Annotated in this window: 19 protein-coding genes; 10 read left to right on the top strand and 9 right to left on the bottom strand. The window is 71.7% G+C overall.

Annotated features, from left to right (window positions below):
* The first annotated feature begins 9 nt into the window (after positions 1-9).
* A complete protein-coding gene (locus ACIQOU_RS24025) occupies positions 10-1035 on the top strand; it encodes an L-idonate 5-dehydrogenase (RefSeq protein ID WP_401538854.1) in 1026 nt (341 codons plus the stop codon).
* 323 nt (positions 1036-1358) lie between these two features.
* Here ACIQOU_RS24025 and ACIQOU_RS24030 read toward each other — a convergent pair whose 3' ends face one another.
* The 4 genes from ACIQOU_RS24030 to ACIQOU_RS24045 all read right to left on the bottom strand — a co-directional run bounded on the left by ACIQOU_RS24030 (position 1359) and on the right by ACIQOU_RS24045 (position 5314).
* Entirely contained in the window at positions 1359-1985 is a 627-nt protein-coding gene (locus ACIQOU_RS24030) for a cytochrome b/b6 domain-containing protein (RefSeq protein WP_401538855.1), read from the bottom strand.
* Positions 1969-2694, bottom strand: coding sequence for a molybdopterin-dependent oxidoreductase (locus ACIQOU_RS24035; RefSeq protein ID WP_401538856.1), 726 nt, complete (start codon positions 2692-2694; stop codon positions 1969-1971). The genes ACIQOU_RS24030 and ACIQOU_RS24035 overlap by 17 nt, the downstream gene beginning before the upstream one ends.
* A gap of 102 nt (positions 2695-2796) precedes the next feature.
* Entirely contained in the window at positions 2797-4305 is a 1509-nt protein-coding gene (locus tag ACIQOU_RS24040) for an APC family permease (protein ID WP_401538857.1), read from the bottom strand.
* Positions 4306-4363: 58 nt separating this feature from the next.
* A complete protein-coding gene (locus ACIQOU_RS24045; protein WP_401538858.1) occupies positions 4364-5314 on the bottom strand; it encodes a hypothetical protein in 951 nt (316 codons plus the stop codon).
* Positions 5315-5745: 431 nt separating this feature from the next.
* Between ACIQOU_RS24045 and ACIQOU_RS24050 the strand changes: the two genes are divergently transcribed.
* The 4 genes from ACIQOU_RS24050 (at position 5746) to ACIQOU_RS24065 (ending at position 8059) form a co-directional block, all read left to right on the top strand.
* The gene (locus ACIQOU_RS24050) at positions 5746-6648 is read left to right on the top strand and encodes a DMT family transporter (protein ID WP_401538859.1); all 903 of its coding nucleotides are present in this window, start codon (positions 5746-5748) and stop codon (positions 6646-6648) included.
* 26 nt (positions 6649-6674) lie between these two features.
* Positions 6675-7199, top strand: a complete 525-nt coding sequence (locus ACIQOU_RS24055; protein ID WP_401538860.1) for an NUDIX hydrolase — start codon at positions 6675-6677, stop codon at positions 7197-7199.
* Between the two features lie 10 nt (positions 7200-7209).
* A complete protein-coding gene (locus ACIQOU_RS24060) occupies positions 7210-7602 on the top strand; it encodes a YidH family protein (protein WP_401538861.1) in 393 nt (130 codons plus the stop codon).
* Between the two features lie 133 nt (positions 7603-7735).
* Positions 7736-8059 (top strand): DUF202 domain-containing protein, encoded by a 324-nt coding sequence (locus tag ACIQOU_RS24065; protein ID WP_401538862.1) that lies wholly within the window; start codon positions 7736-7738, stop codon positions 8057-8059.
* 132 nt (positions 8060-8191) lie between these two features.
* On the opposite strand, the gene ACIQOU_RS24070 is transcribed toward ACIQOU_RS24065, so the two are convergent.
* Complete coding sequence (locus ACIQOU_RS24070) at positions 8192-9136, bottom strand: NADP-dependent oxidoreductase (RefSeq protein ID WP_401538863.1); 945 nt, start codon at positions 9134-9136, stop codon at positions 8192-8194.
* An 87-nt stretch (positions 9137-9223) separates the two neighbouring features.
* On the opposite strand from ACIQOU_RS24070, the gene ACIQOU_RS24075 reads away from it, so the two are divergent.
* The 3 genes from ACIQOU_RS24075 (at position 9224) to ACIQOU_RS24085 (ending at position 11963) form a co-directional block, all read left to right on the top strand.
* Positions 9224-9523, top strand: a complete 300-nt coding sequence (locus tag ACIQOU_RS24075; RefSeq protein ID WP_401538864.1) for a hypothetical protein — start codon at positions 9224-9226, stop codon at positions 9521-9523.
* A gap of 196 nt (positions 9524-9719) precedes the next feature.
* The gene (locus ACIQOU_RS24080) at positions 9720-10742 is read left to right on the top strand and encodes a phosphotransferase family protein (protein WP_401538865.1); all 1023 of its coding nucleotides are present in this window, start codon (positions 9720-9722) and stop codon (positions 10740-10742) included.
* A 6-nt stretch (positions 10743-10748) separates the two neighbouring features.
* Positions 10749-11963, top strand: a complete 1215-nt coding sequence (locus ACIQOU_RS24085) for an acyl-CoA dehydrogenase family protein (RefSeq protein ID WP_401538866.1) — start codon at positions 10749-10751, stop codon at positions 11961-11963.
* Between the two features lie 133 nt (positions 11964-12096).
* Here ACIQOU_RS24085 and ACIQOU_RS24090 read toward each other — a convergent pair whose 3' ends face one another.
* The 3 genes from ACIQOU_RS24090 to ACIQOU_RS24100 are packed head-to-tail and all read right to left on the bottom strand — an operon-like array spanning position 12097 to position 15159.
* Positions 12097-12690, bottom strand: coding sequence for a TetR/AcrR family transcriptional regulator (locus ACIQOU_RS24090; RefSeq protein ID WP_401538867.1), 594 nt, complete (start codon positions 12688-12690; stop codon positions 12097-12099).
* 37 nt (positions 12691-12727) lie between these two features.
* Entirely contained in the window at positions 12728-14392 is a 1665-nt protein-coding gene (locus ACIQOU_RS24095) for a class I adenylate-forming enzyme family protein (protein WP_401538868.1), read from the bottom strand.
* Positions 14389-15159, bottom strand: coding sequence for an SDR family oxidoreductase (locus tag ACIQOU_RS24100; RefSeq protein ID WP_401538869.1), 771 nt, complete (start codon positions 15157-15159; stop codon positions 14389-14391). The genes ACIQOU_RS24095 and ACIQOU_RS24100 overlap by 4 nt, the downstream gene beginning before the upstream one ends.
* 164 nt (positions 15160-15323) lie before the next feature.
* On the opposite strand from ACIQOU_RS24100, the gene ACIQOU_RS24105 reads away from it, so the two are divergent.
* A complete protein-coding gene (locus ACIQOU_RS24105; RefSeq protein ID WP_401538870.1) occupies positions 15324-16562 on the top strand; it encodes an exo-beta-N-acetylmuramidase NamZ domain-containing protein in 1239 nt (412 codons plus the stop codon).
* Positions 16563-16643: 81 nt separating this feature from the next.
* Positions 16644-17984: a serine-threonine protein kinase gene (locus tag ACIQOU_RS24110; RefSeq protein WP_401538871.1), complete on the top strand. Its 1341-nt coding sequence runs from the start codon at positions 16644-16646 to the stop codon at positions 17982-17984.
* A 30-nt stretch (positions 17985-18014) separates the two neighbouring features.
* Here the strand turns inward: ACIQOU_RS24110 and ACIQOU_RS24115 are convergent, their stop codons facing one another.
* Positions 18015-20825, bottom strand: coding sequence for a penicillin acylase family protein (locus ACIQOU_RS24115; RefSeq protein ID WP_401538872.1), 2811 nt, complete (start codon positions 20823-20825; stop codon positions 18015-18017).
* Between the last annotated feature and the right edge of the window lie 156 nt (positions 20826-20981).

Here is a 20981-nt window from a genome sequence, read left to right on the forward strand (position 1 = left end):
GACCAGAAGATGCTGGGTTGTGTCATCCACGGCCAGGGGGACCTGCGCGTGGACACGTTGCCGGTGCCCGAGCCGGGCGCCGGACAGGCTCTCGTCGCCGTCCGCTACGGCGGGGTCTGCGGCTCCGACCTGCACTACTGGCGGCACGGCGGGGTCGGCGACTTCCGTCTGAGGGAACCGATGCTGCTCGGTCACGAGGTGGTCGGCACCGTCGTCTCCTACGGCCCCGACGCCACCGGGCCCGCCGTCGGGACGGCCGTCGCCGTGCACCCGGCGACCCCGTGCGGGGTGTGCCCGGAGTGCGTGGACGGGCGGCGCAACGTCTGCCGGGACACGCGTTACCTCGGCAGCGCGGCCCGTTTCCCGCACGTCCAGGGCGGGTTCGCGGACCATGTCGTGGTACCCGCCGAGCAGTTGCGGGCGTTGCCCGAGGGGCTCGAACCGCTGCGGGCCGCGCTCGCCGAGCCGCTCTCCGTCGCGCTGCACGCGCTGCGGCGGGCCGGGGACGTGCGCGGGCGTGAGGTGCTGGTCACCGGGGCCGGGCCGATCGGGTGCCTGGTCATCGCGGCGGCCAAGGCCGCGGGGGCGGCGAAGGTGATCGCGACGGACCTGCTGCCCGCGGCCCTGGAGTACGCGCGGTTGGCCGGGGCCGACGTGCTCGTCCGGGCCGACGACCCCGACGATCCCGGGTGGCCCGTGGAGGCCGATGTCGCCATCGAGGCGTCCGGGGTGGCGGCGGGGCTGGACGCGTGTCTGCGGCGGGTGCGGCGCGGGGCGGTCGTCGTGCAGCTGGGGATGCTGCCGCCGGGGCAGAGCCCGTTCGCCGGGAACCTCGTGGTGAGCCGGGAGATCGAGCTGCGGGGGGCGTTCCGGTTCGACTCCGAGTTCGATGAGGCGTTGCGGTTGCTTGCCTCCGAGGCGGGGTTCGACGCGTTGGTGAGTGCGGTGGTTCCGGTGCGGGATGCGGAGGCGGCGTTCGAGTTGGCGGCGGATCGGGCTCGGTCGTGCAAGGTGTTGCTGGACTTCGGAGCCTGACGGTTCGCTGTCCGGTGGGGTGGGGCGACGGGGGATGCGCCCCCGCCGCCCCTTCCCTTTCCCGACCCGCCTTGGGGGCTGCGCCCCCAGACCCCCGCTTCGGCCTGGACGGCCTCGTCCTCGAACTCCCCCAGAGGGGGAACCCCCACGGGCTGGTTGATGCCGACCGGCGTTTCCCCGGCGCCGAAGAGACCTGGGGGCTGCGCCCCCAGACCCCCCCTTCGGCCTGGACGGCCTCGTCCTCGAACTCCCCCAGAGGGGGAACCCCCACGGGCTGGTTGATGCCGGCCTGCGTTTCTCTCCGGCGCACAAGGCCCTCGGGGTCAGGGGCGCCAGAGGGGGTGTTCTTGGGTGGCCCAGTCTTGGGTGACCCTTCCTGTTCTCAGGCCCTTTCTCGCCTCCGGGTCGGCCAGGGCCATGCCGATGTGGCCGGCGAGGACCACGCCGATGGTGAGTGCCAGCCAGTCGTGGACGAAGGTCGCGCTGGTGCGCCAGAGGATCGGGGTGAGGTGGGTGAACCACATCAACAGGCCCGTGCCGAGCATCACCAGGCTCGCCCCGGCGATCCACGCCGCGTAGATCTTCTGCCCGGCGTTGAACTTCGCCGCCGGGCGGGAAGCGCGGCGTGGGTCCCTGCGGAGCGCCGCCCGCAGCCAGACCCGGTCGTGCGGGCCGAAGCGGTTGAGGTGGCCGAGGTCGGCGCGGAACGGGCGGGAGACCAGGCCCGCCAGGACCGGCAGCGGCAGGGCGAGGCCCGCCCACTCGTGGACGCGGACGACCAGGTCACGGCGGCCGACGAGTTCCGCGAGCTGGGGCACGTAGAGACACGCCGCCGTCACCACGCACACCCCCATCAGCGCGGCCGTCGCGCGGTGCACCCAGCGCTGGGCGGCGCCGAACCGGCGTACCTCGACGGACGGCACGGTGGCCGCCTCAGTTCGTGGGGTCATCGTCCCGTCCGTTCGAACGGCCTACCCACGCGTTCACGTCGTACCCGCGTTCCTCCCAGTACCCGGGCTCGACGTGCTCGGTGACGGTGATGCCGGAGAGCCACTTGGCGGACTTGTAGAAGTACATCGGCGCGACATACAGGCGCACCGGGCCGCCGTGCTCGTGGGCCAGTTCCTTGTCCTGCATCCGCAGTGCCACCAGGATGTCGGACCGGCGGGCCTGGTCCAGGGTCAGGCTCTCGGTGTACGCGCCGTCGAAGCACGTGAAGCGGACCGCGCCGGCCGACGACCGCACCCCGGCCGCGTCCAGCAGCCTCGACAGGCGGACGCCTTCGAACGGCGTCCCCGGCACCCGCCAGCCCGTGACGCACTGGACGTCCTTCACCAGTCTCGTCTGCGGCAGCGCCCGCAGATCCGCCAGCGTGTAGGTGGTGGGGTTCGCCACCAGGCCGTCGACCTTGAGTCGGTACGTTTCCGCCGTTTTCTGTGGGACCGACGACGTCACCGAGTAGTAGCGGAAGCCGCCGCCGTTCGGGAGCAGGCCCGTCAGGCCCGTCGGGTCCTTGTCGGCCGCCGCGCCGAGGAAGCCCTCCAGGCCGCGTTGGAGGGCGGGGGCCGTCACCACGCCGAGGGCGCCCAGGCCGAGGGTGCCCAGCAGCACCCGGCGGCCGACCGGGGTGCCCCGCTCCTCGGGTGGTTCATCGTTCACGTATCCATCGAACACCCTCGGCACCGGTCCCCGCACCAGACTCCGGTGGTCGTCGGGTATTCGCGTGCACTTCTTACGTCGGGAGGCCTCCCGTGCGCGGGACTACGGCTTCTCCCCGGCCGCCTTGTCCAGTTGGAACGCCTCGTTGCCCAGGCCGATGCGGGCGTGGGAGGCGGGGGACCGGGAGCGCAGCAGGGCGCCCTGGGCCAGGCCCCCGAGCAGGGCGACGGCGATGATGCCGGGCAGGAGGAGGCTGAGGGCGGAGTCGGGGCCCGCGCCGACCAGGATGTCGAAGTCCTTCACCGTGTAGCCGGCGATCACCAGCAGGGCGAGGCCGGCCACGACCGAGGTGGCCAGCCGCCAGCCCTGGGCGCGGGCGGCGCCGCGCCGGACGAAGAACACGACGACCGAGAAGGACGCCGCCGCCATCAGCACGATGACGCCGAGCGCACCGACGTTGCCGAACCAGGTGAACAGGTGCAGCACCGGTTCGGTGGGGTCGCCGACCGGGCGGTCGTCGGCGAGTGCGAAGACGGCCACCATGAGCGCCGCGATCGACGTCTGGAGCAGGGAGCCGGTGCCGGGGGCGCCGCTCGTGCCGGTGGTGCGGCCGAAGGTGCGCGGCAGCAGGCCCTCGCGGCCCATCGCGAAGGCGTAGCGGGCGACCACGTTGTGGAAGCTGAGCAGGGCCGCGAACATGCCGGTCACGAAGAGGACGTGCAGGACGTCCGTGAACGCCGTGCCGAGCCGGGACTCGGTGAGGAAGAACAGCAGCCCGGCGCTCTGCCCGCGCGCGGTGGACACGATCGCGTCGGGACCGGTGGCGACGGTGTACGCCCAGGAGCTGAGCGCGAAGAAGACGGTCACGAAGGTGACCGCGAGGAGCATCACGCGCGGAACGAGGACATGCGGGCGGCTGGTCTCCTCGGCGTACACGGGCGCCTGTTCGAAGCCGGTGAAGGCGGCGATGCAGAAGCAGAGGGCGGTGCCGACGCCCGCGCCGGTCAGGGTGTCCGGGTCGAAGGCGCGCAGCGACAGGCCCTGGGGGGCGGGGCCGGTGAGGGCGGCCACGTCGAAGACGACGACGAGGGCGACCTCGATGATCAGCAGGAGGCCCAGCACACGCGCGTTGACGTCGATCTTCAGCCAGCCCAGTGCCCCGACCATGGCCACGCCGACCAGCGCCGGGACCCACCAGGCGAGGTCCAGGTGCGCGTAGGTGGCGAGGAGCCCGGAGACCTCGAAGCCGAAGAGGCCGTAGATGCCGATCTGGAGGGCGTTGTAGGCGACCAGGGCGACGAGCGCGGCGCTCGCTCCCGCGGTGCCGCCGAGGCCCCGGGAGATGTAGGCGTAGAAGGCGCCCGCGTTGTGCACGTGCCGGCTCATCTCGGCGTAGCCGACGCTGAAGAGGAGCAGGACGGCGCCGAGCAGGACGAACAGGAGCGGCTGGCCGACGATCCCCATCACCGCGAATGTGGTGGGCATGACACCGGCGACGACCAGGAGCGGGCCGGTCGCGGCGAGCACGGACAGCAGCAGGCCCGAGGTGCCGAGGCGGTCGGCGCGCAGGGCCCGTTCCCGCCCTTTGAACGTACTGATGCCCGGGGTCATCGCGGGGACCGTCCTTCGGTGGGGCGCCTGGGGGCGTGCCGGTGTCGGGGTGAGGATGTCACGTGGTGCCGAGCGCGGCGGCGCGTGCGGCGCGGAAGGCGGCGTGCGGGTCGCGGTCCGGGTAGGACCAGGGGGCCGGGGTGAGGTGGTCGCCGATCCGGTGGAAGAGGGCGGCGGCCTCGGCGCCCCGGCCTTCGCAGACCTTGGCGTGGGCGAGGAAGTTCAGGTCGACGAGGCGGCGCGGGTGGCCCTCGTGCTCCCACTCCAGCCACCAGTCGAAGGCGCCCTTCATGACCTGGCGGGCCCGGCGGCCGTTCCAGTGCCCGGAGGCGGCCGGGTCGGCGGGTTCGTGTCCGGCGGCGGCCAGGGCGCGGTAGCGCTCGGCGTGCGCGACGACCGGCAGGACGGCCAGCGGGGAGTCGGCGGGGGCCTGTTCGGCGGCCCAGCCGGCGAAGTCGTAGACCTCGTGGAGCGGGTCGGGTCCGGCGGCCGCGCCGCGAGCGGCGAGGTGGGCGACCATCAGATGGTGGGCGTGGTGGTGGTCGGCGTAGCGGCTGCGTATCTCGTCGAAGAGCTGTTCGGTGGTCTGCCCGGTGCCCTGGGCGTGTTCCAGCAGGAGCAGGCCGAGCCAGGGGGTGGGGTCGGTGGGCAGGCGCACGATGGCGGCCTGGCAGGCCTCGCGGGCCCGTAACGGTTTCTCCCTGCCGCGCAGCACCTGGTGGGTGAGGGCGAGGCCGAGCAGGACGGCGGCGTCGGCGGAGTCGGGGTCGGCGAGCAGCCAGTCGCGGGCCCAGGCGGTGGTGGAGGGCTCCCGGGCGAGGACGGTGACGCGGTGGCCACGGCGGTCCCAGTCGTCCCCGGTGTGCGCCAGCAGGGAGCGGGCGGCCTGCCAGCGTCCCCGGGTCAACGCGGCGCGGGCGGCGACGAGTTCGGCGTCGTCGAGGGCCGGGTCGGGGGTGCGGTCCGCGCGGGTGCGGGTGCGGCGCAGGGGTGGCGGGGGTGGGGACACCGCGGGACTTCCTCACGCGACGCGGCTCGGCGGCAGGATGTCGGACTGCCGTCAACTGATCACGCACAGCAAACCCTCAGCCAACGCTCCCCGTCAAGTTCACCAGGTCTCCTCCATGGTTCAACTACCGTTGATCCAGGGGCACTTGTGGTTCACCCGACCCGCACATCCGCAGGTCCGCGCACGCGTCGCCGCTCACCCGTGTGGCGTAGGCCATGGCGCCTTCCTCGCCGGGCCCGCACCATGGCGAAACGGTCATGTCACCGCCGTTGTCGAGGCAGGGCGGTGTGGCCGGGCCACCTCCCGCGAGCCGGGTGCTCCCGGGGGCGCTCCCCACGGGCCGGGTACTCCCAGGGGCACTCCCCGCGCGGGAACGCTACAGTCGGCCACGACGCACCCGTGACCCGGCGAATTCGATCGAGGTACGCAGCGTGTCGGTTCTGGTTCTGGTTCTCGCCGTGAGTGCTGCCTGCTGCCTCGGCTTCGGGTTCGTGCTCCAGCAGAACGCGGCCCAGCACGCCCCGCTCGGCGACTTCCTCTCCCCCCGGCTGCTCCTGGACCTGATGAAGATGCCGCGCTGGCTCGGCGGCATCGCCCTGATGGTGGCCGGCATGGTGCTCGGCGCGATCGCGCTCGGCCGGGGTGAGATCTCCCTGGTCGAACCGCTGCTCGCCACCAACCTCCTGTTCGCCCTCGCCCTCTCCCGCCACCAGACCCGGCAGTCGCTGGGCCGCCAGGGCTGGGCGGGGCTCGTGCTGCTCGCGGGCGGGGTGACGGCGTTCATCCTGGCGGGTGAGCCACGCGGCGGGACCGCCATCAGCGACCCGCTGCGGCACTGGCTGATCATCGGCGTGATGGTCGGCACCGCCCTGCTGCTGACCGGGTACGCCAAGCGCTCCCGGATGAACCGCGCCCCGGTCCTGCTGGCCCTGGCCGCGGGCCTCCTCTACGGCGTCCAGGACGCCCTGACCCGGGTCACCGGGCAGCGGTTCGCCGCGGGCGGCCTCACCGAGGTGCTCACCGGCTGGCAGCCGTACGCCGTGCTGGCCATCGGCGTCACCGGGCTGATCCTGGTGCAGAGCGCGTTCGAGACGGCGCCGCTGCGGATGTCGTTGCCCGCGCTGACCGCCGCCCAGCCGCTGGCCGGGATCGTCTGCGGGGTCGGCTTCCTCGGCGACCGGCTGCGCACCGACACCGGGGCGCTGGCCTGGGAGGCGGCCGGCCTCGCGGCGATCGTCCTCGGCATCGTGCTGCTGGGCATGCACCCGGCGATGCCGGCCGGTTCGGGCAGGCACCACCGCGTCCGGGACCTCCTGCAACACGGGCACCACTGACCGCCGCGCCTGCTTGGATGGGCGGCATGAGCGCTGCTGACGAGATCCTCGACATCGTCGACGAGAACGACCGCGTCGTGGGCCGGGCGCCCCGCGGCGAGGCCTACGCGCGGGGCCTGCGCCACCGGTGCGTGTTCATCCAGGTCCGGGACGCCGAGGGCCGCGTCTTCGTCCACCGCCGCACCTCCACCAAGCTGGTGTATCCCTCCCTGTACGACATGTTCGTGGGCGGGGTCGTCGGCGCGGGCGAGTCCTACGCGTCGGCGGCCCTGCGCGAGGCCGAGGAGGAACTCGGCGTCACCGGTCTGCCGCAGCCCCGGCACCTCTTCACGTTCCTGTACGAGGACCCCGGCACCGGGCACTCCTGGTGGTCCGCCGTGCACGAGGTGCGCTGCGTACTGCCGGTCAGCCCGCAGGTCGAGGAGGTCGCCTGGCACGACTTCCTCACCGACGCGGAACTGGAGCGGCGGCTTCCGCAGTGGGAGTGGGTCGCGGACGGGCTGGCCGCTTACCAACGGCTCAAGGAGTTCCGTTCGCACACCCCCGGATAAAATCGGCAGGGTGATCGAATTCTCGCGGAACGTCCGGCTGTGGTTCGCCCCGCAGGAGATCCGGGAGGAGGGCGGCACACCCGACTACCGCTTCTCCCTGGCCAACGAACGCACCTTCCTGGCCTGGCTGCGCACCGCGCTCGCGCTGATCGGCGGCGGTTTCGCGGTCGACCAGTTCCTGCCCGACCTGCCCTGGAGCTGGCGGGTCGGGCTCGCGCTGGCGCTGCTGGCGGCGGGCGTGCTGTGTTCCCTGCGCGCGGTCAATCACTGGGTGCGGTGCGAGCGGGCGATGCGGCGGGGGGAGGATCTGCCGGTCTCCCGGTTCCCGGCGCTGCTCGGTGTGATGGTCGCGGTGGTCGCCGTCGCGATGGTCGTGGTGGTGCTGGTGGGGTGGGAGGGGTGAGGGGCCGTCCCGGTGAGCGCGGGCGTGCCGGTGGGGTGGGGTCGGTGAACGGCGGCGCCGTGGGCGGGGGCGTGCCGGTGGGGTGGGGGCGGTCGGTCAACGGCGGCGCCGTGGGCGGGGGCCTGTTGGTGAGGTGGGGTCCGTGAACGGCGGCGAGCGTGATCCTGGGCTTCAGCCTGAGCGGACGTTGTTGGCGTGGCGGCGGACGACGCTCGCGGGGACGGTGGCTGCGGTGTTGGCTGTGCGGACGGTTCTTCGGGACTCGGCGTCCGGGGCGGGGGTGGTGGCTTGTGGGGTGTGCTGTCTGCTGTGGGTGGGGTTTCTGATGCTCGCGCATCGGCGGATTCGGGTGCTGGCTTCTGGTGGGGCGCCGGTGGCTCTGGCTCCTCGGCATGCCGCCATGGCTGTGCTGTGCACGGTCGCGTTGGCGGTTTGTGCGGCGGTCATAGTGTTTTAGCGCCTGCGGGGGCGGGTGGAACGGTTGTTTGGCGGGTGCGGCGCCGTTGGGGCTGGTCGCGCCCGCGCGGCGGAGCCGCACATCGAAAACAGCCCCGCGCCCCTTTGGGGCGCTGCCTGGCCGTTGGCTGAATCAGGTTTCCTCTGTTTGCCAGTTGATTGTTACTACGATTTTTCCTCTTGTTTTGGACTGTTCGCTCAGGAGGTGGGCCTGGGGTGTTTCGGGGAGGGGGAACGTTTTTGAGACGTGGACGGTGATGACGTTCTGTTCTGCCAGTTCCGTCAGGCGGAGGAGGTCGGCCGCGTCGGGGCGGACCCAGTAGTTGCGGCCGCCGTAGGCCACCACGTCGGGGTCGGCGATCGAGGCCAACCTGCCCTCCGGAGCGAGGAGTTGGGCCGAGACGCTCAGGGCCTCGCCGCCGACCGTGTCGAACGCGGCGTCCACGCCCTCGGGGGCAAGACCTCGCACCCGTTCCGCCAGGCCCTCGCCGTACGCCACGGGCTCGCCGCCCAGTTCACGCACGTAGTCGTGGTTGGCGGGGCTGGCCGTGCCGATCACCCGGGCGCCCAGGTGCCGGGCGAGCTGGACGGCGATGGAGCCGACGCCGCCGGCCGCCGCGTGCACCAGGACCGTGTCGCCGCGCCCTACCTCCAGCACCTTGTACAGCACCTGGTAGGCGGTGAGCCCGGCCAGCGGGAGACCTGCGGCCTCGGTGAAGGAGAGGTTGCGGGGCTTGCGGGCGAGGGTGCGCACCGGCGCCGCGACGTACTCGGCGAAGGTGCCCCGGGACAGGAAGTCCTCCCGCACATACCCGATCACCTCGTCGCCGACCGCGAACTCGGAGACCGCCGCACCGGGCTGGACCACGACCCCCGAGACGTCCCAGCCGGGGATCACCGGGAAGACCGCGTCCAGAATCGGGTCGAGGTACCCCGCACGGCTCTTCCAGTCGACGGGGTTGACGGCCGCCGCGCATACTTTGACCAGGACCGAGTCGGGCCCGACCTTGGGGTCGCGCAGTTCGCCGTACTCCAGCACCTCGGGGCCGCCGTAGCGGCGGTAGCTGATGCCTCTCATGTCACCGACCCTCCGGGGTGGCCGGACGCCACGCAACCGGGATGACCCCATATGCCCCGATCGCCCCGCACACCGAAGGTGAGCACCATGACCACCACCCCCCACCTGGAACACGCCTCCCACACGCACACCCACGGCCCCGGCTGCGGGCACACCGAGGTGCCGCACGGGGACCACGTCGACTACGCGCACGACGGTCATCTGCACCGCGAGCACGGCGGCCACTGGGACGAGTGCGAGCGCGCGGGTCACGCCCCGCACGCCACCCACGAGCACCAGCACGGTCCGGGGTGCGGACACCCGGCCGTCGCCCACCGCGACCACGTCGACTATCTGCACGACGGCCACCGGCACGCGGCGCACGAGGGGCACTGGGACGATCACTGATCCGCCTGATCGGTCGCCCCGATCGGTCTGATCGGTCTGATCGGTTGAAACGTGTCGACAACGGCCTCTCGCCGGGGGCGCGAGGGGCCGTCGGTGTGCCGTGGTCCCGATCACGTCGTCGCCCGGCACTGGACTACATACCGACCGGTCGGCATCATGGGTCGGGTTCCGTTCCCGCGCCCGCAGAGGAGCATCGATGCGCCCCGACCATCCGCCAGGTCTCGACCCCGACCGGCTGCGCGGACTGCTCGACCGTGAGCGTCCCGGGCTGGTGCACGGCCCGCTGACCGGACGGCTGATCGAGGGCGGACGCTCGAACCTCACGTACACGGTCACCGACGGCGACTCCACATGGGTCGTGCGCAGGCCGCCTTTGGGGCATGTGCTGGCGACCGCGCACGACATGAAGCGTGAGCACCGGGTGATCAGCGCCCTGCATCCGACCGAGGTGCCGGTGCCGCGTCCGGTGCTGCTGTGCGAGGACGAGGAGGTGCTCGGGGCGCCGTTCTATGTGATGGAGTTCGTCGAGGGCATCCCCTACCGCACGGCCGAGGAGCTGGCGCCGCTCGGCGTCGAGCGCACCCGGGGTGCGGTGCTGTCCCTGGTGGACACGCTGGTCGAGCTGCACGCGGTGGACCCGGCGTCGGTGGGGCTCGCCGACTTCGGGCGCCCCGAGGGCTTCCTCGACCGGCAACTGCGGCGCTGGGGCAAGCAGTTGGACGCCTCCCGCACCCGTGAGCTGGCCGGCGTCGACGAGTTGCACGGGATGCTCGGGCGCCGGCTGCCGACCTCTCCGGCCCCGGCGGTGGTGCACGGTGACTATCGGCTGGACAACGTCCTGATCGGCGCCGACGACCGGATCACCGCGATCCTCGACTGGGAGATGTCCACGCTCGGTGACCCGCTCACCGACCTCGGGCTGCTGGTCATGTACAGCATTCCGCTGGAGCTGCCCGACTCCCCCATCTCCACCACCGCGTCGGCCGCCGGGCACCCGGCACCGGCCGAGCTGGTCGAGCGGTACGCGGCGCGTTCCGGGCGGGACGTGTCGCAGGTCGCCTGGTACACGGCGTTCGCGTGGTTCAAGCTCGCCGTGATCCTGGAGGGCATCCACTACCGCCACACCCTGGGCCAGACCGTCGGCGGCGGCTTCGACCGCATCGGCGAACTGGTACCCGTCTTCATCGAGCACGGCCTGACCACTCTTCAGGAAGGCTGACCAGCCATGTATTTCGCGTACGACGCCCGCACCGAGGAACTGCGCGGCAGGCTGCTCGCCTTCATGGACGAGTACGTCTACCCGGCCGAGGAGGTCGCCGAGCGGCAGCGCGCCGCCCTGTCCTCCCCCTGGGACACCCCGGCGGTGGTCGGGGAGCTGAAGGCCGAGGCCCGTCGCCAGGGCCTGTGGAACCTGTTCCTGCCCGACGCCGAGTACGGCGCGGGGCTCACCAACCTCCAGTACGCGCCGCTCGCCGAGATCATGGGCCGCTCCCCGCAGCTGGCGCCGACCGCGACCAACTGCGGGGCACCGGACACCGGGAACATGGAGGTGCTCACGCAGTTCGCCGACGAGCGGCAGAAGAAGCAGTGGCTGGAGCCGCTGCTCGCGGGCGAGATCCGCTCGGCGTTCGCGATGACCGAGCCGGAGGTGGCCTCCTCGGACGCCACCAACATCACCACCCACATCCGGCGGGAGGGCGACGAGTACGTCATCACCGGCCGCAAGTGGTACATCTCCGGGGCGATGAACCCGGACTGCAAGATCTTCATCCTGATGGGCAAGACCGACCCGGACGGCGCCGACATCCGCCGCCAGCAGTCCATGGTGCTGGTCCCGCGTGACACCCCGGGCGTCACGGTGAAGCGGGCCATGCAGGTGTTCGGCTACGAGGACCACTCCCACGGCGGGCACGCCGAGGTCCTCTTCGACCAGGCGCGGGTGCCGGTGTCGAACCTGATCGGCGAGGAGGGCGGCGGGTTCGCCATCGCGCAGGCCCGGCTCGGCCCCGGCCGTATCCATCACTGCATGCGGCTGATCGGCATGGCCGAGCGGGCCATCGAGCTGATGTGCCGACGGGCGGTCTCCCGCACGGCGTTCGGCAAGACGCTGGCCCAGCAGGGCGTGGTGCAGAACTGGATCGCGGACGCGCGCGTGGCCGTCGAACAGCTGCGGCTGCTGGTGCTGAAGACCGCCTGGATGATGGACACCGTCGGCAACAAGGGCGCCCACACCGAGATCCAGGCCATCAAGATCGCCACCCCGCGCACGGTCGTCGGCATCCTGGACCGGGCGATCCAGCTGCACGGCGCGGGCGGGGTCAGTCAGGACTTCCCGCTGGCCGAGCTGTACGCGAGCGCCCGCACGCTGATGCTGGCCGACGGCCCGGACGAGGTCCACCAGCGGTCCCTGGCCCGCCGGGAGCTGAAGAAGTACCTCTGAGCCACCGGGTGAGCCCAAGAGGCTCCTGCGACGCGCATGCGTAAGGGGCGTCCGCCATTGCGGGCGCCCCTTACGCGCGCGCATTACTTGTGCCCTGCTTCCCTCGTGCCTCGTGCCCGGCCCGGGTCGCCGGTTACGGCCGCAGCGCCCTCAGCAGCAGGTCGGCGAGGTGGTCGGCGACCTCCTGGGCGCCGAGCGGGCCGCCCGGGCGGTACCAGGTCGACAGATGGTGGACGGACCCGAAGTGGTAGTCCACGACCAGGTCGGCCGGGGTGGCGGTGGAGAAGACGCCGGTGCGCTGCCCCTCCTCGACCAGGGCGCGGAACCGTTCGTGATAGCGGCGGCGTTCCGCGCGGACCTGCTTGTTCTGCTCGGGGCTGAGGTGGTGCATCGAGCGGAAGAAGATCATCGCGTCGTCGAGGTTGGCGATCGTGGTGACGACGACGTCGGCGGCGGCGGCCCGCAACCGCTTCTCGACCGGCTCGTCGGCGTCCGCGAAGGCGTCCAGGCGCTCCTGCTGAAGGCGCAGCACGCGCGTGTACACCTCTTGCAGGAGGTCGTCCTTGGAGCCGAAGTAGTGGTAGAGCGCGCCCTTGGTGACGCCGGCCGCCTCGACGATCTCCTGTACGGAGGTGCGGTCGTAGCCCCGCTCGGCGAAGAGCCGGGTGGCGGCGGCCAGCAGCCGCTGCGGGACGGGGACGCCGTCCGGGTCCGTCGTTCTCGGCACTGGGCCGCCACCTGCCTCTCGAACCTGCTGCCTGCTGTTACGCGTCCTTCTCGGTGGAACGCAGTTCCCGCCGGAGGATCTTCCCACTCGCCGTCTTCGGCAGCTCGGGCAGGATCTCGACCTGCCTCGGGTACTTGTAGGCGGCCAGTCTCTCCTTGCAGTACGCCGCGAACTCCTCCGGGGCCACCTCGGCGCCTGGCCGCAGGCTGATGTACGCCTTGACGGTCTCCCCGCGGTAGCCGTCGGGCACCCCGACGACGGCCGCCTCGCGCACCGCCGGGTGGGTGTAGAGGACGTCCTCGACCTCGCGCGGCCACACCTTGAAGCCGGACGCGTTGATCATGTCCTTCTTGCGGTCGACGACGTACAGCCAGCCCTGCGGGTCCATGAAGCCGATGTCGCCGGTGCGCAGTTCGCCGTCCGGGAAGGTCTCCGCCGTGGCCTCGGGGCGCCGCCAGTAGCCGGGGACGACCTGCGGGCCGCGCACCACGATCTCGCCCTGGACGCCGAAGGGGACGTCGGCGCCGTGGTCGTCGATGATCCTGACGACGGTGTCGGGGCCCGGCACGCCGACCGCGAGGGTGCCGGAGGCCGGGTCCACGGGGGCCTCAAGGCCGGGCGGGACGGAGGCGCAGGGGGCGGTGCACTCGGTGAGCCCGTAGCCGTTGCGGATGTAGGGGCCGAATCCGGCGCGGAACTTCTCCACCAGCGCGGGCGGCACGGGCGCGCCGCCGGAGGAGATGACCACGAACGACGAGAAGTGGTCGCGGGTCGCCTGGGGCTGGGCGGCCAGCGCCATGAACGCGGTGGACGGGCCGACCGTGTAGTGCGGGCGGTGCTCCAGGAACGCGTCGAGGACGACGCCGGTTTCGAAGCGGTAGGTCAGCACCAGGGTGCCCGCGCTGACCAGGCTGGCGCCGAGTTGGCAGACCATGCCGGTGATGTGGAACAGCGGGGCGAGCGCGTAGTAGACCGGCGCGGTGGGCAGGCCGAGGCCGGTGTGCTGGCGTTCGGCGTTGTACATGATGTTGCGGTGGGTGTTGGTGGCGCCCTTGGGGGTGCCGCTGGTGCCGGAGGTGTAGCTGATCAGGGCGATGTCGTCGCCGCCGACGGTCCGGTCGCCGGGGGCCGGGTAGCCGTCGCGGGCGACCATGGCGAGATCTTCGGCGTCGGCGGCGACCGCGAGCCGTTCGAAGGGCAGGACGCGGGGGTCGTCGCGGGTCTGGAAGTCGCGTTCGCAGGCGGTGAGGGCGATCCGCACCGGGGAGTCGGCGGCGACGGCACGCAGGTACGTCTCCCAGGCGCGGTCGGAGCAGATCAGCGCGGCCGCCTCGGAGTCCCGCAGGACGTGGCCGGCCTCGGCCGACTTGTACATGGGGTTGACGGGGACGACGATCGCGCCCGCCTTCCACACGCCGAGCAGGGCGAGCACGAAGAGCGGGGAGTTCTGGAGCAGCACCGCCACCCGGTCGCCGCGCCGGAGCCCGTGGGCGGCGAGGTACCCGGCGACCGAGTCGCTGAGTTCGTCGACCTGGCGGTAGCTGAGGCGGCCGTCGAAGTAGGTGAGGAAGACCTGGTCCGGGGCCTCGGCGACGACGCGGCGCAGGGCGTGGACGAGGGACTCGTCGGGGTGCACGGGGGCCCGCTGGACGTCGGTCAGGAGGGCCGTCCAGGGCTGGTCGGCGTAGGTGGGACCGGTCATCGTGCCTGCTCCCACGTGCTCTGGAGGCGGTTCATGGTGGACAGCCAACGGTCGGGATCGGCGGCCCGATTCCGGTAGTACCCGGCGACCTCGGGGTGCGGCAGGATCAGGAAGCGGTCCTCGGCGATGCCCTTGAACAGGGCGTCGGCGACGTCCGCCGGGTCGATCGCGGTCGGCCTGAGCATCAGGTCGCCCGCGCTGCCGGTGGCCTCCAGCATGTCGGTGCGCACGCCCTGCGGACAGATGGCGTGCACCTTGAGGCCCCGGTGCCGGTAGGTCAGGGAGAGCCACTCGGCGAAGGCGAGGGCGCCGTGCTTGGTGACGCTGTAGGAGGGGGCGCCGATCATGGTGAGCAGTCCGGCGGCGGACACCGTGGACACGAACCGTCCCGAGCCGCGTTCCAGCCACGCCGGGAGCAGTTCGTGGGCGGCGCGGACGTGGGCCATCACGTTGACGTCCCAGGAGGTGGCCCAGCTGTGCTCGTCGAAGGGTTCACCGGGTCCGGCGTCCTCGAAGGCGACGCCGGCGTTGGCGCAGTAGACGTCGATGGTGCCGCCGAGCGCGTCCCGGGCGGCCGCGACGACGGTGGAGGCGTCGCCGGGGACCACGATCGCGCCGATCTCGCCGGCGACGGCTTCGGCGCGCGGGGCGTCGAGGTCGTTGACGACGACCCGGGCGCCTTCGGCGGCGAACCGCCGGGCGAGGGCGGCCCCTATGCCACCGCCGGCTCCCGTGACCACCACACCAGCACCTTGCACGGCTTTCACCCTCAATCTCCGTCGATCGCGGCTCACTGCCCGCCCAGACTAACCGGTCGGTATGTGCGACGGAAGGGTGTTCGTACCGCCCTCGGCGGGCGCCCGAGCAGGGGCGACAGGCCGTGTCCGGGCGGTGACTGTGCAGGGTCCGCCGCGCCTCCTACGGTGCCCTCATGCGCCTCTCCAGACGAGCCGTCCTCAGCGCGACGACCGTCCTCCCGCTGACCGCGTCCACCCCCGCCGACGCGTCCGTCCGCCGCCGTGCACCCGTGCGGACCGGCTTCGAGAACCTCGCCGCGACCGGTTACGCGGCCCTGCGCGGCCGACGCGTCGGGATCGTCACCAACCCGACCGGGGTCACCCGGGACCTGCGGCACATCGTCGATGTCCTGCACGCCGACCGGCGGGTGGAGTTGACGGCCGTCTTCGGGCCCGAGCACGGGTTCCGTGGCACCGCGCAGGCCGGTGGCTCCGAGGGGCGGTACGACGATCCGGCGACCGGGCTGCCCGTCTACGACACGTACCTCACGAGCGGCCGGGCGCTGACCGAGGTGTTCGCCGCGTCCGGCGTCGACACGGTCGTCTTCGACATCCAGGACGTCGGCGCCCGCTTCTACACCTACGTGTGGACGCTCTACGACTGCATGGCGGCGGCCCAGCCGCTCGGGCTGCGGTTCGTGGTGCTCGACCGGCCGAACCCGGTCAGCGGGCGGGCGGCCCAAGGGCCTGTGCTGCACCGGGAGTTCGCGTCGTTCGTCGGGCGGGAGCCGATCGCGCAGGCGCACGGGATGACGGTCGCCGAGCTGGCGCGGCTGTTCAACGGGGAGTTCCTGGCCGCGCCGCTCGCGCTGACGACCGTGCGGATGAGCGGCTGGCGGCGCTCCGACTTCTTCGACACCGGCGCCCTGCCCTGGGTGCCGCCGAGCCCGAACATGCCGACGCCGGACACGGCCCTCGTCTATGCCGGTACGTGTCTCTTCGAGGGCACCAACCTCTCCGAGGGGCGTGGCACGACCCGGCCGTTCGAGCTGCTCGGCGCGGAGGGCGTCGACGGGCGGTGGGCGGCGGCTGTCGGCCGACTCCGGCTGCCGGGCGTGCACTTCAGGGAGGCGTACTTCGCGCCGACGTTCTCCAAGTTCCAGGGGCGGACCGTGGGGGGCGTGCAGCTCCATGTGGACGACCGGGCCGCCTACGACCCCGTGCGCACCGGGATCGGGCTGCTGGTGACCGCCCGGCGGGTGTGGAGCGGGTTCGCCTGGCGCGCCGATCACTGGATCGACCGGCTCACCGGGTCGGCCCGGGTGCGCACGATGATCGACGCCGGGGCGGGCACCGACGAGGTGGTGGCGGCCTGGCGGGACGAACTGGCCGCCTTCTCCCGGGTGCGAGAGCAATATCTCCTCTATGGGTGAGCCGCCTCGTCTGGTCATTGTCGCCCGGTGGCGGGACGATGCGCCCACATCAGAACAGTTCGGGGGACGAGGGAGCCCGTCATGGCAGATCCTGCGATGAGCGTCGGACCGTACTGGGAGCTGACGTTCGACGCGGACGGCGACGTCGACGGACCCGAACGGGACAGGCTGCTGGCCGAGGTGACGAGACGTCAGGTGGAGGATCTGATCGTCTTCGCGCACGGCTGGAACAACGACCGTTCGGGCGCGACCCAGTTGTACAGCAGCTTCTTCGCGCCGATCCCGGAACTCGCCCCCCGGGCCAGGGTCGGGTACGTGGGGGTGATCTGGCCGTCGATGCTGTTCTGCGACGAACGTGTCCCGGACTACGCGCCCTCCTTGGCCGCTCCCCCGCCGGCCGACGCCCCCGCGCTCGACGAGGAGACCCGGCACGCGCTCCTGGAGACCTTCCCCGGCAAGGCGCCGCTGATCGAGCGCATCTCCCGGATGCTGGACCAACGTGTGTCAGGAGACGGGGAGTTCGCGGAGTTCGGGCGGCTGGTGCGGGAGTTGGTGGAGGTGGTGCCCGGCGGGCCGCAGCCGCTGTTCGCCGCCGACACCCTCGCCGAGGGCGTGCCGCAGAGCGCGCCGCTGCTGCTCACCGGGGACACCGCGACGCTCTGCGGCGAGTTCGCCCAGGCCCTCACCGGCCTCGACTCCCTCACCGGGGGCCCCAACTCCCCTGTCCCACTTGAGAGTTTCACGCTGCCGAATCCCTGGGACGGCGCCCTCGAACTCCTGCGGCAGACCACGTACTACGCGATGAAACGGCGTGCGGGCACCGTCGGCGAACGTGGACTGGGGCGTGTGGTGGGGCAGTTGGCGGTGTCGGCGCCCGGGGTGCGGGTGCATCTGGTCGGACACAGCTTCGGCGGGCGGCTGGTGTCGTTCGCGCTGGGCGGGCTGCCCGACGGGGTGCGCACGGTGAAGTCGGTGACGTTGCTCCAAGGGGCGTTCTCGCACTACACGTTCGCGGCCCGGCTGCCGTTCGACGTGCGGACGGGCGGGGTGCTCCAGGGGCAACAGAAGCGGATCGACGGGCCGTTGGTCAGCTGCCATTCGCGGTACGACACGGCGCTGGGGGCGCTGTATCCGCTCGCGTCCCGGATGGCGGACCAGGACGACTCGCTGCTCGGCATCGACATCACCGCCCAACTGGGCCTGAAGTGGGGGGCGATGGGCCACGACGGGGTCCAGGCGGTACCCGGCACGAAGGTGCTCGACCTCGCCGGGGCGCTGCGCGGGCCGCTGCCGACGTCGGGCTGTGTGAACGTCGACGCCTCGGCCGTCGTCCGGCGCGGTGGGCCGCCGTGCGGGGCGCACAGCGACATCGTGCACCCGGAGCTGGCCCGGGTGGTGCTGGCGGCGGGCCGGATCGTCTGACCCGCCGCCAGCGGGGAGTTCAGCCGTGGCTCACCGGTGCGAGGTGTACTCGACCACCTGCTGGTAGGTGGGCCGGTTCTGCCAGCTGATCTTGCCGTGCTTGATGCCGCCGAGGGTGCGCTGGACGATCGAGTCGGCGCACCACTGGTCGCCGGCCGAGCACTGGTCGTCGCCCGGGTAGACCTGGGCGGGGGTGAGACCGGCCGCCGTCTTCAGGGTGCTGATGAGGAGGTCGCGGCAGGAGCTGAGGCTGCCGCCGCCGCAGTACGTCTGGGCGAGGGGGCCCTGCACGGACTGACCGAGCACTGACCGGATGTCCTTGTCGACATAGCTCCACCAGCCGTACTGGAAGGAGCTTCCGGCGTGGGCGCCGGTCGGGCCGTGCGCGGCCGACGGTGACTCGTCGATCGGCAGGTTGGTGCTGATCGCGTCGTACAGGTCGGTGCCGAGGCCGGGTTGGAACTCGGCCTTGACCAGCAGCGGCCACCAGGCGTCGAGGAGACGGATCGCGTCGGCGTTCGCGTACGTCTTCGAGCCCGCCGTCGTCTCGGTGCGTCGGGCGCCCGCGGTGACCCAGGTCTGGAGCTTGGTCACCGCGGCGGCGGCCGTGGCGTCCGTCACCGGTGAACTGCCCACGACCTTCAGGAGTTCGGGCAGCACGTCCTCGGCGCGCAGGTCGGTCAGGGCGGCGTCGGCCATCGCCTTCACCAGCGAGGTACGGGTCACGCCTCCGGCCGCGACGAGTTTCTTGACGCGGTCCTCCAGGAGGTCGGCGCGGTGCACGGAGCCGTCGCCCCAGGGCGCGGAGGCGTAGTCGAGGGCCTGTTTGTTGTTCCAGGAGATGTAGTAGTCCTGGTCGATGGAGTTGGGGTGGGCCGACGCCGGTGTGTAGTCGGCGGTGTTGGTGGCGCCGTTCCAGTTTTGCCATTCGTAGGCGGCGCGGGCCCACACCGGGAAGTCGGGGTCGACGCCGGTCGCGCGCACCGGGTTGTCGCCGCTGTTGTAGTAGGCGGTGTGCTGGGAGTCGGCGTAGAACCAGTTGAAGGTGTAGTTGATGTGCTGGACCGCGCTCTCGAAGTCCTGCGGGCCCTTCACGTAGTCGGGGTCGTTGAGCATCTGGAAGCCGATGATCGAGTCGACCTCGTGCAGATAGGACGAGCGCAGGGTGGTGTAGGCGACCTTCTTGCCGCCGACCGTCGCCCGGTACTCGACCGGCCCGTATGCGGTGCGCCAGACCCGCATCGTGTAGGAGCCCGCGGCGGTGCCGTCGGCGGTGGTGGGGGTCCAGGCGTTCTTCTGTTCGACCTCGTCCATGGCCGTGCAGGTGCCGTGGTAGAGGTAGTGGTAGTCGTCCTCGCACAGTTCGACGGCGTAGGTGTCGATGATGTCCTGGCCCGAGGTGGTCGCGGACCACGAGTAGTCCTGGCCCCGGCCGAGTTCGACGTACATGCTCAGGCCCGCGAAGGAGGCGCCCCGGGCGCTGATGCCGGGGCCCTGGATCTCCTGGAGCATCAGCAACTGCGGGGCGAAGTACCCGGTCTGCGGGCCGAAGACGGCGACCGGGTGGCCGCTGGCCGTGTACTTTCCGCTCACCACCAGGGCGTTGGACATCCCGCGCTTGGCCGAGGTCAGCGCGGTGGCGGCGGCCTGGGTGGAGGCGGTGGCGGCACCGGTGGTGGCGGCGGAGCCGGTGCGGTCGTAGACCAGGGGTTCCTGGGTGACCGAGCCCGCGTCCGGGAGCGCCTGGCCCTGGGCGGTGGCGGGCTTGGCGGCGTACGGAAAGCTGGTGCCGTCGTGGACGGTGAGGGCGGCCTCGGGGTCGTTGCGTTCGCGGAACGACTCCCAGACCTTGGTGCCCTGTTCGACGCCGTACTGGGACTGGGCGGCCAGCAGCGAGAGCGCGTTGTTGACCTCGCCGCCGCCTCCCGAGCCGAAGAGGGCGCCGATCACGGAGGCCAGCGCGACCAGGTCGGTGATCTTGAAGTGGTCGATGGTGCCGGCGTTGGTGATGGAGTCCTTGTGCCCGGTGAGGACGTACTCGCCGGGGAAGTAACGGCCGCTGTCGGAGGCGTCGATGTAGGAGTTGACGCCGGCGAGGTAGGCGTTGGCGTCGTCGAGGGCCTGCTGACCCCGGGCACCGGCGCTCGCGACGGCGGAGTCGATCTGCGCCTGGAGGTCGGCCTCGCGGTAGGGGGCGTTGCGCCAGAACTCCTGTTCCAGGCCCTGGTTGGAGGCGGCGCCGCCGGCGAAGGTGGTCAGCTGGCCGCGTCCGACGTGCCGGAAGACGTCCATCAGCCAGAGCCGGTCCTCGGCCGCCGCGTACCCGGCGCCGAACTCGGTGCCGTACCGGGTGGTGCCGGTTATATGCGGTATGCCCGCCTTCTTGTCCCGCACGATCGTCACGTCGGTGCGGCCGGCCGGCTTCTCGGTGGAGGCGATCTGGTCGGAGGCGACCCCGAACGAGGCGTCGTTGAAGAACGTGTTGATCTTGGCGTCGGTGAGGCCGGAGGAGCCGGTGGCGAGGTTGGCGTACGGGCCGAGTTGGTCCTCGGCGTGGTCGGGCTGGGTGCCGAAGGCCTGGTTGAGGAGGATCTGCGCGAGGGTGGCGTTGCCGTTCTCACCGGGCGGCAGGATGTCGGAACACTGGCCGCCGCAGTAGTCGTTGGCCGCCGTGACCTGCGCGGTCGTCTGTCCGGTGGCCTGCTCGGCCGCCACCGCTTGGGAAAGCGGAGACAAAAGTCCGGCAATCAAGGTGCATACGGCTGTGGTTTTCAGGAACCCGTGGAATCCGCGGGGAGTTCTCAGACTGTCGAGAACAGTGCGTGGGACACGCCGTGGCATGGCGACTCCTGCCGGGACGAGGATGAGCCGGGATGTTACCGCCGGTATCCCCGGGTTGGAAGGTGAACATGCGTCACTTCCCAGAGTCGGGGCACGGGCTGAAGGAGGGCAGTGCAATCGGAGGGAGCCGAATCGCGTGTCGATACGTCTATTCGG

This window comes from Streptomyces sp. NPDC091279 (assembly GCF_044757465.1).
Classification (GTDB): Bacteria; Actinomycetota; Actinomycetes; order Streptomycetales; family Streptomycetaceae; genus Streptomyces.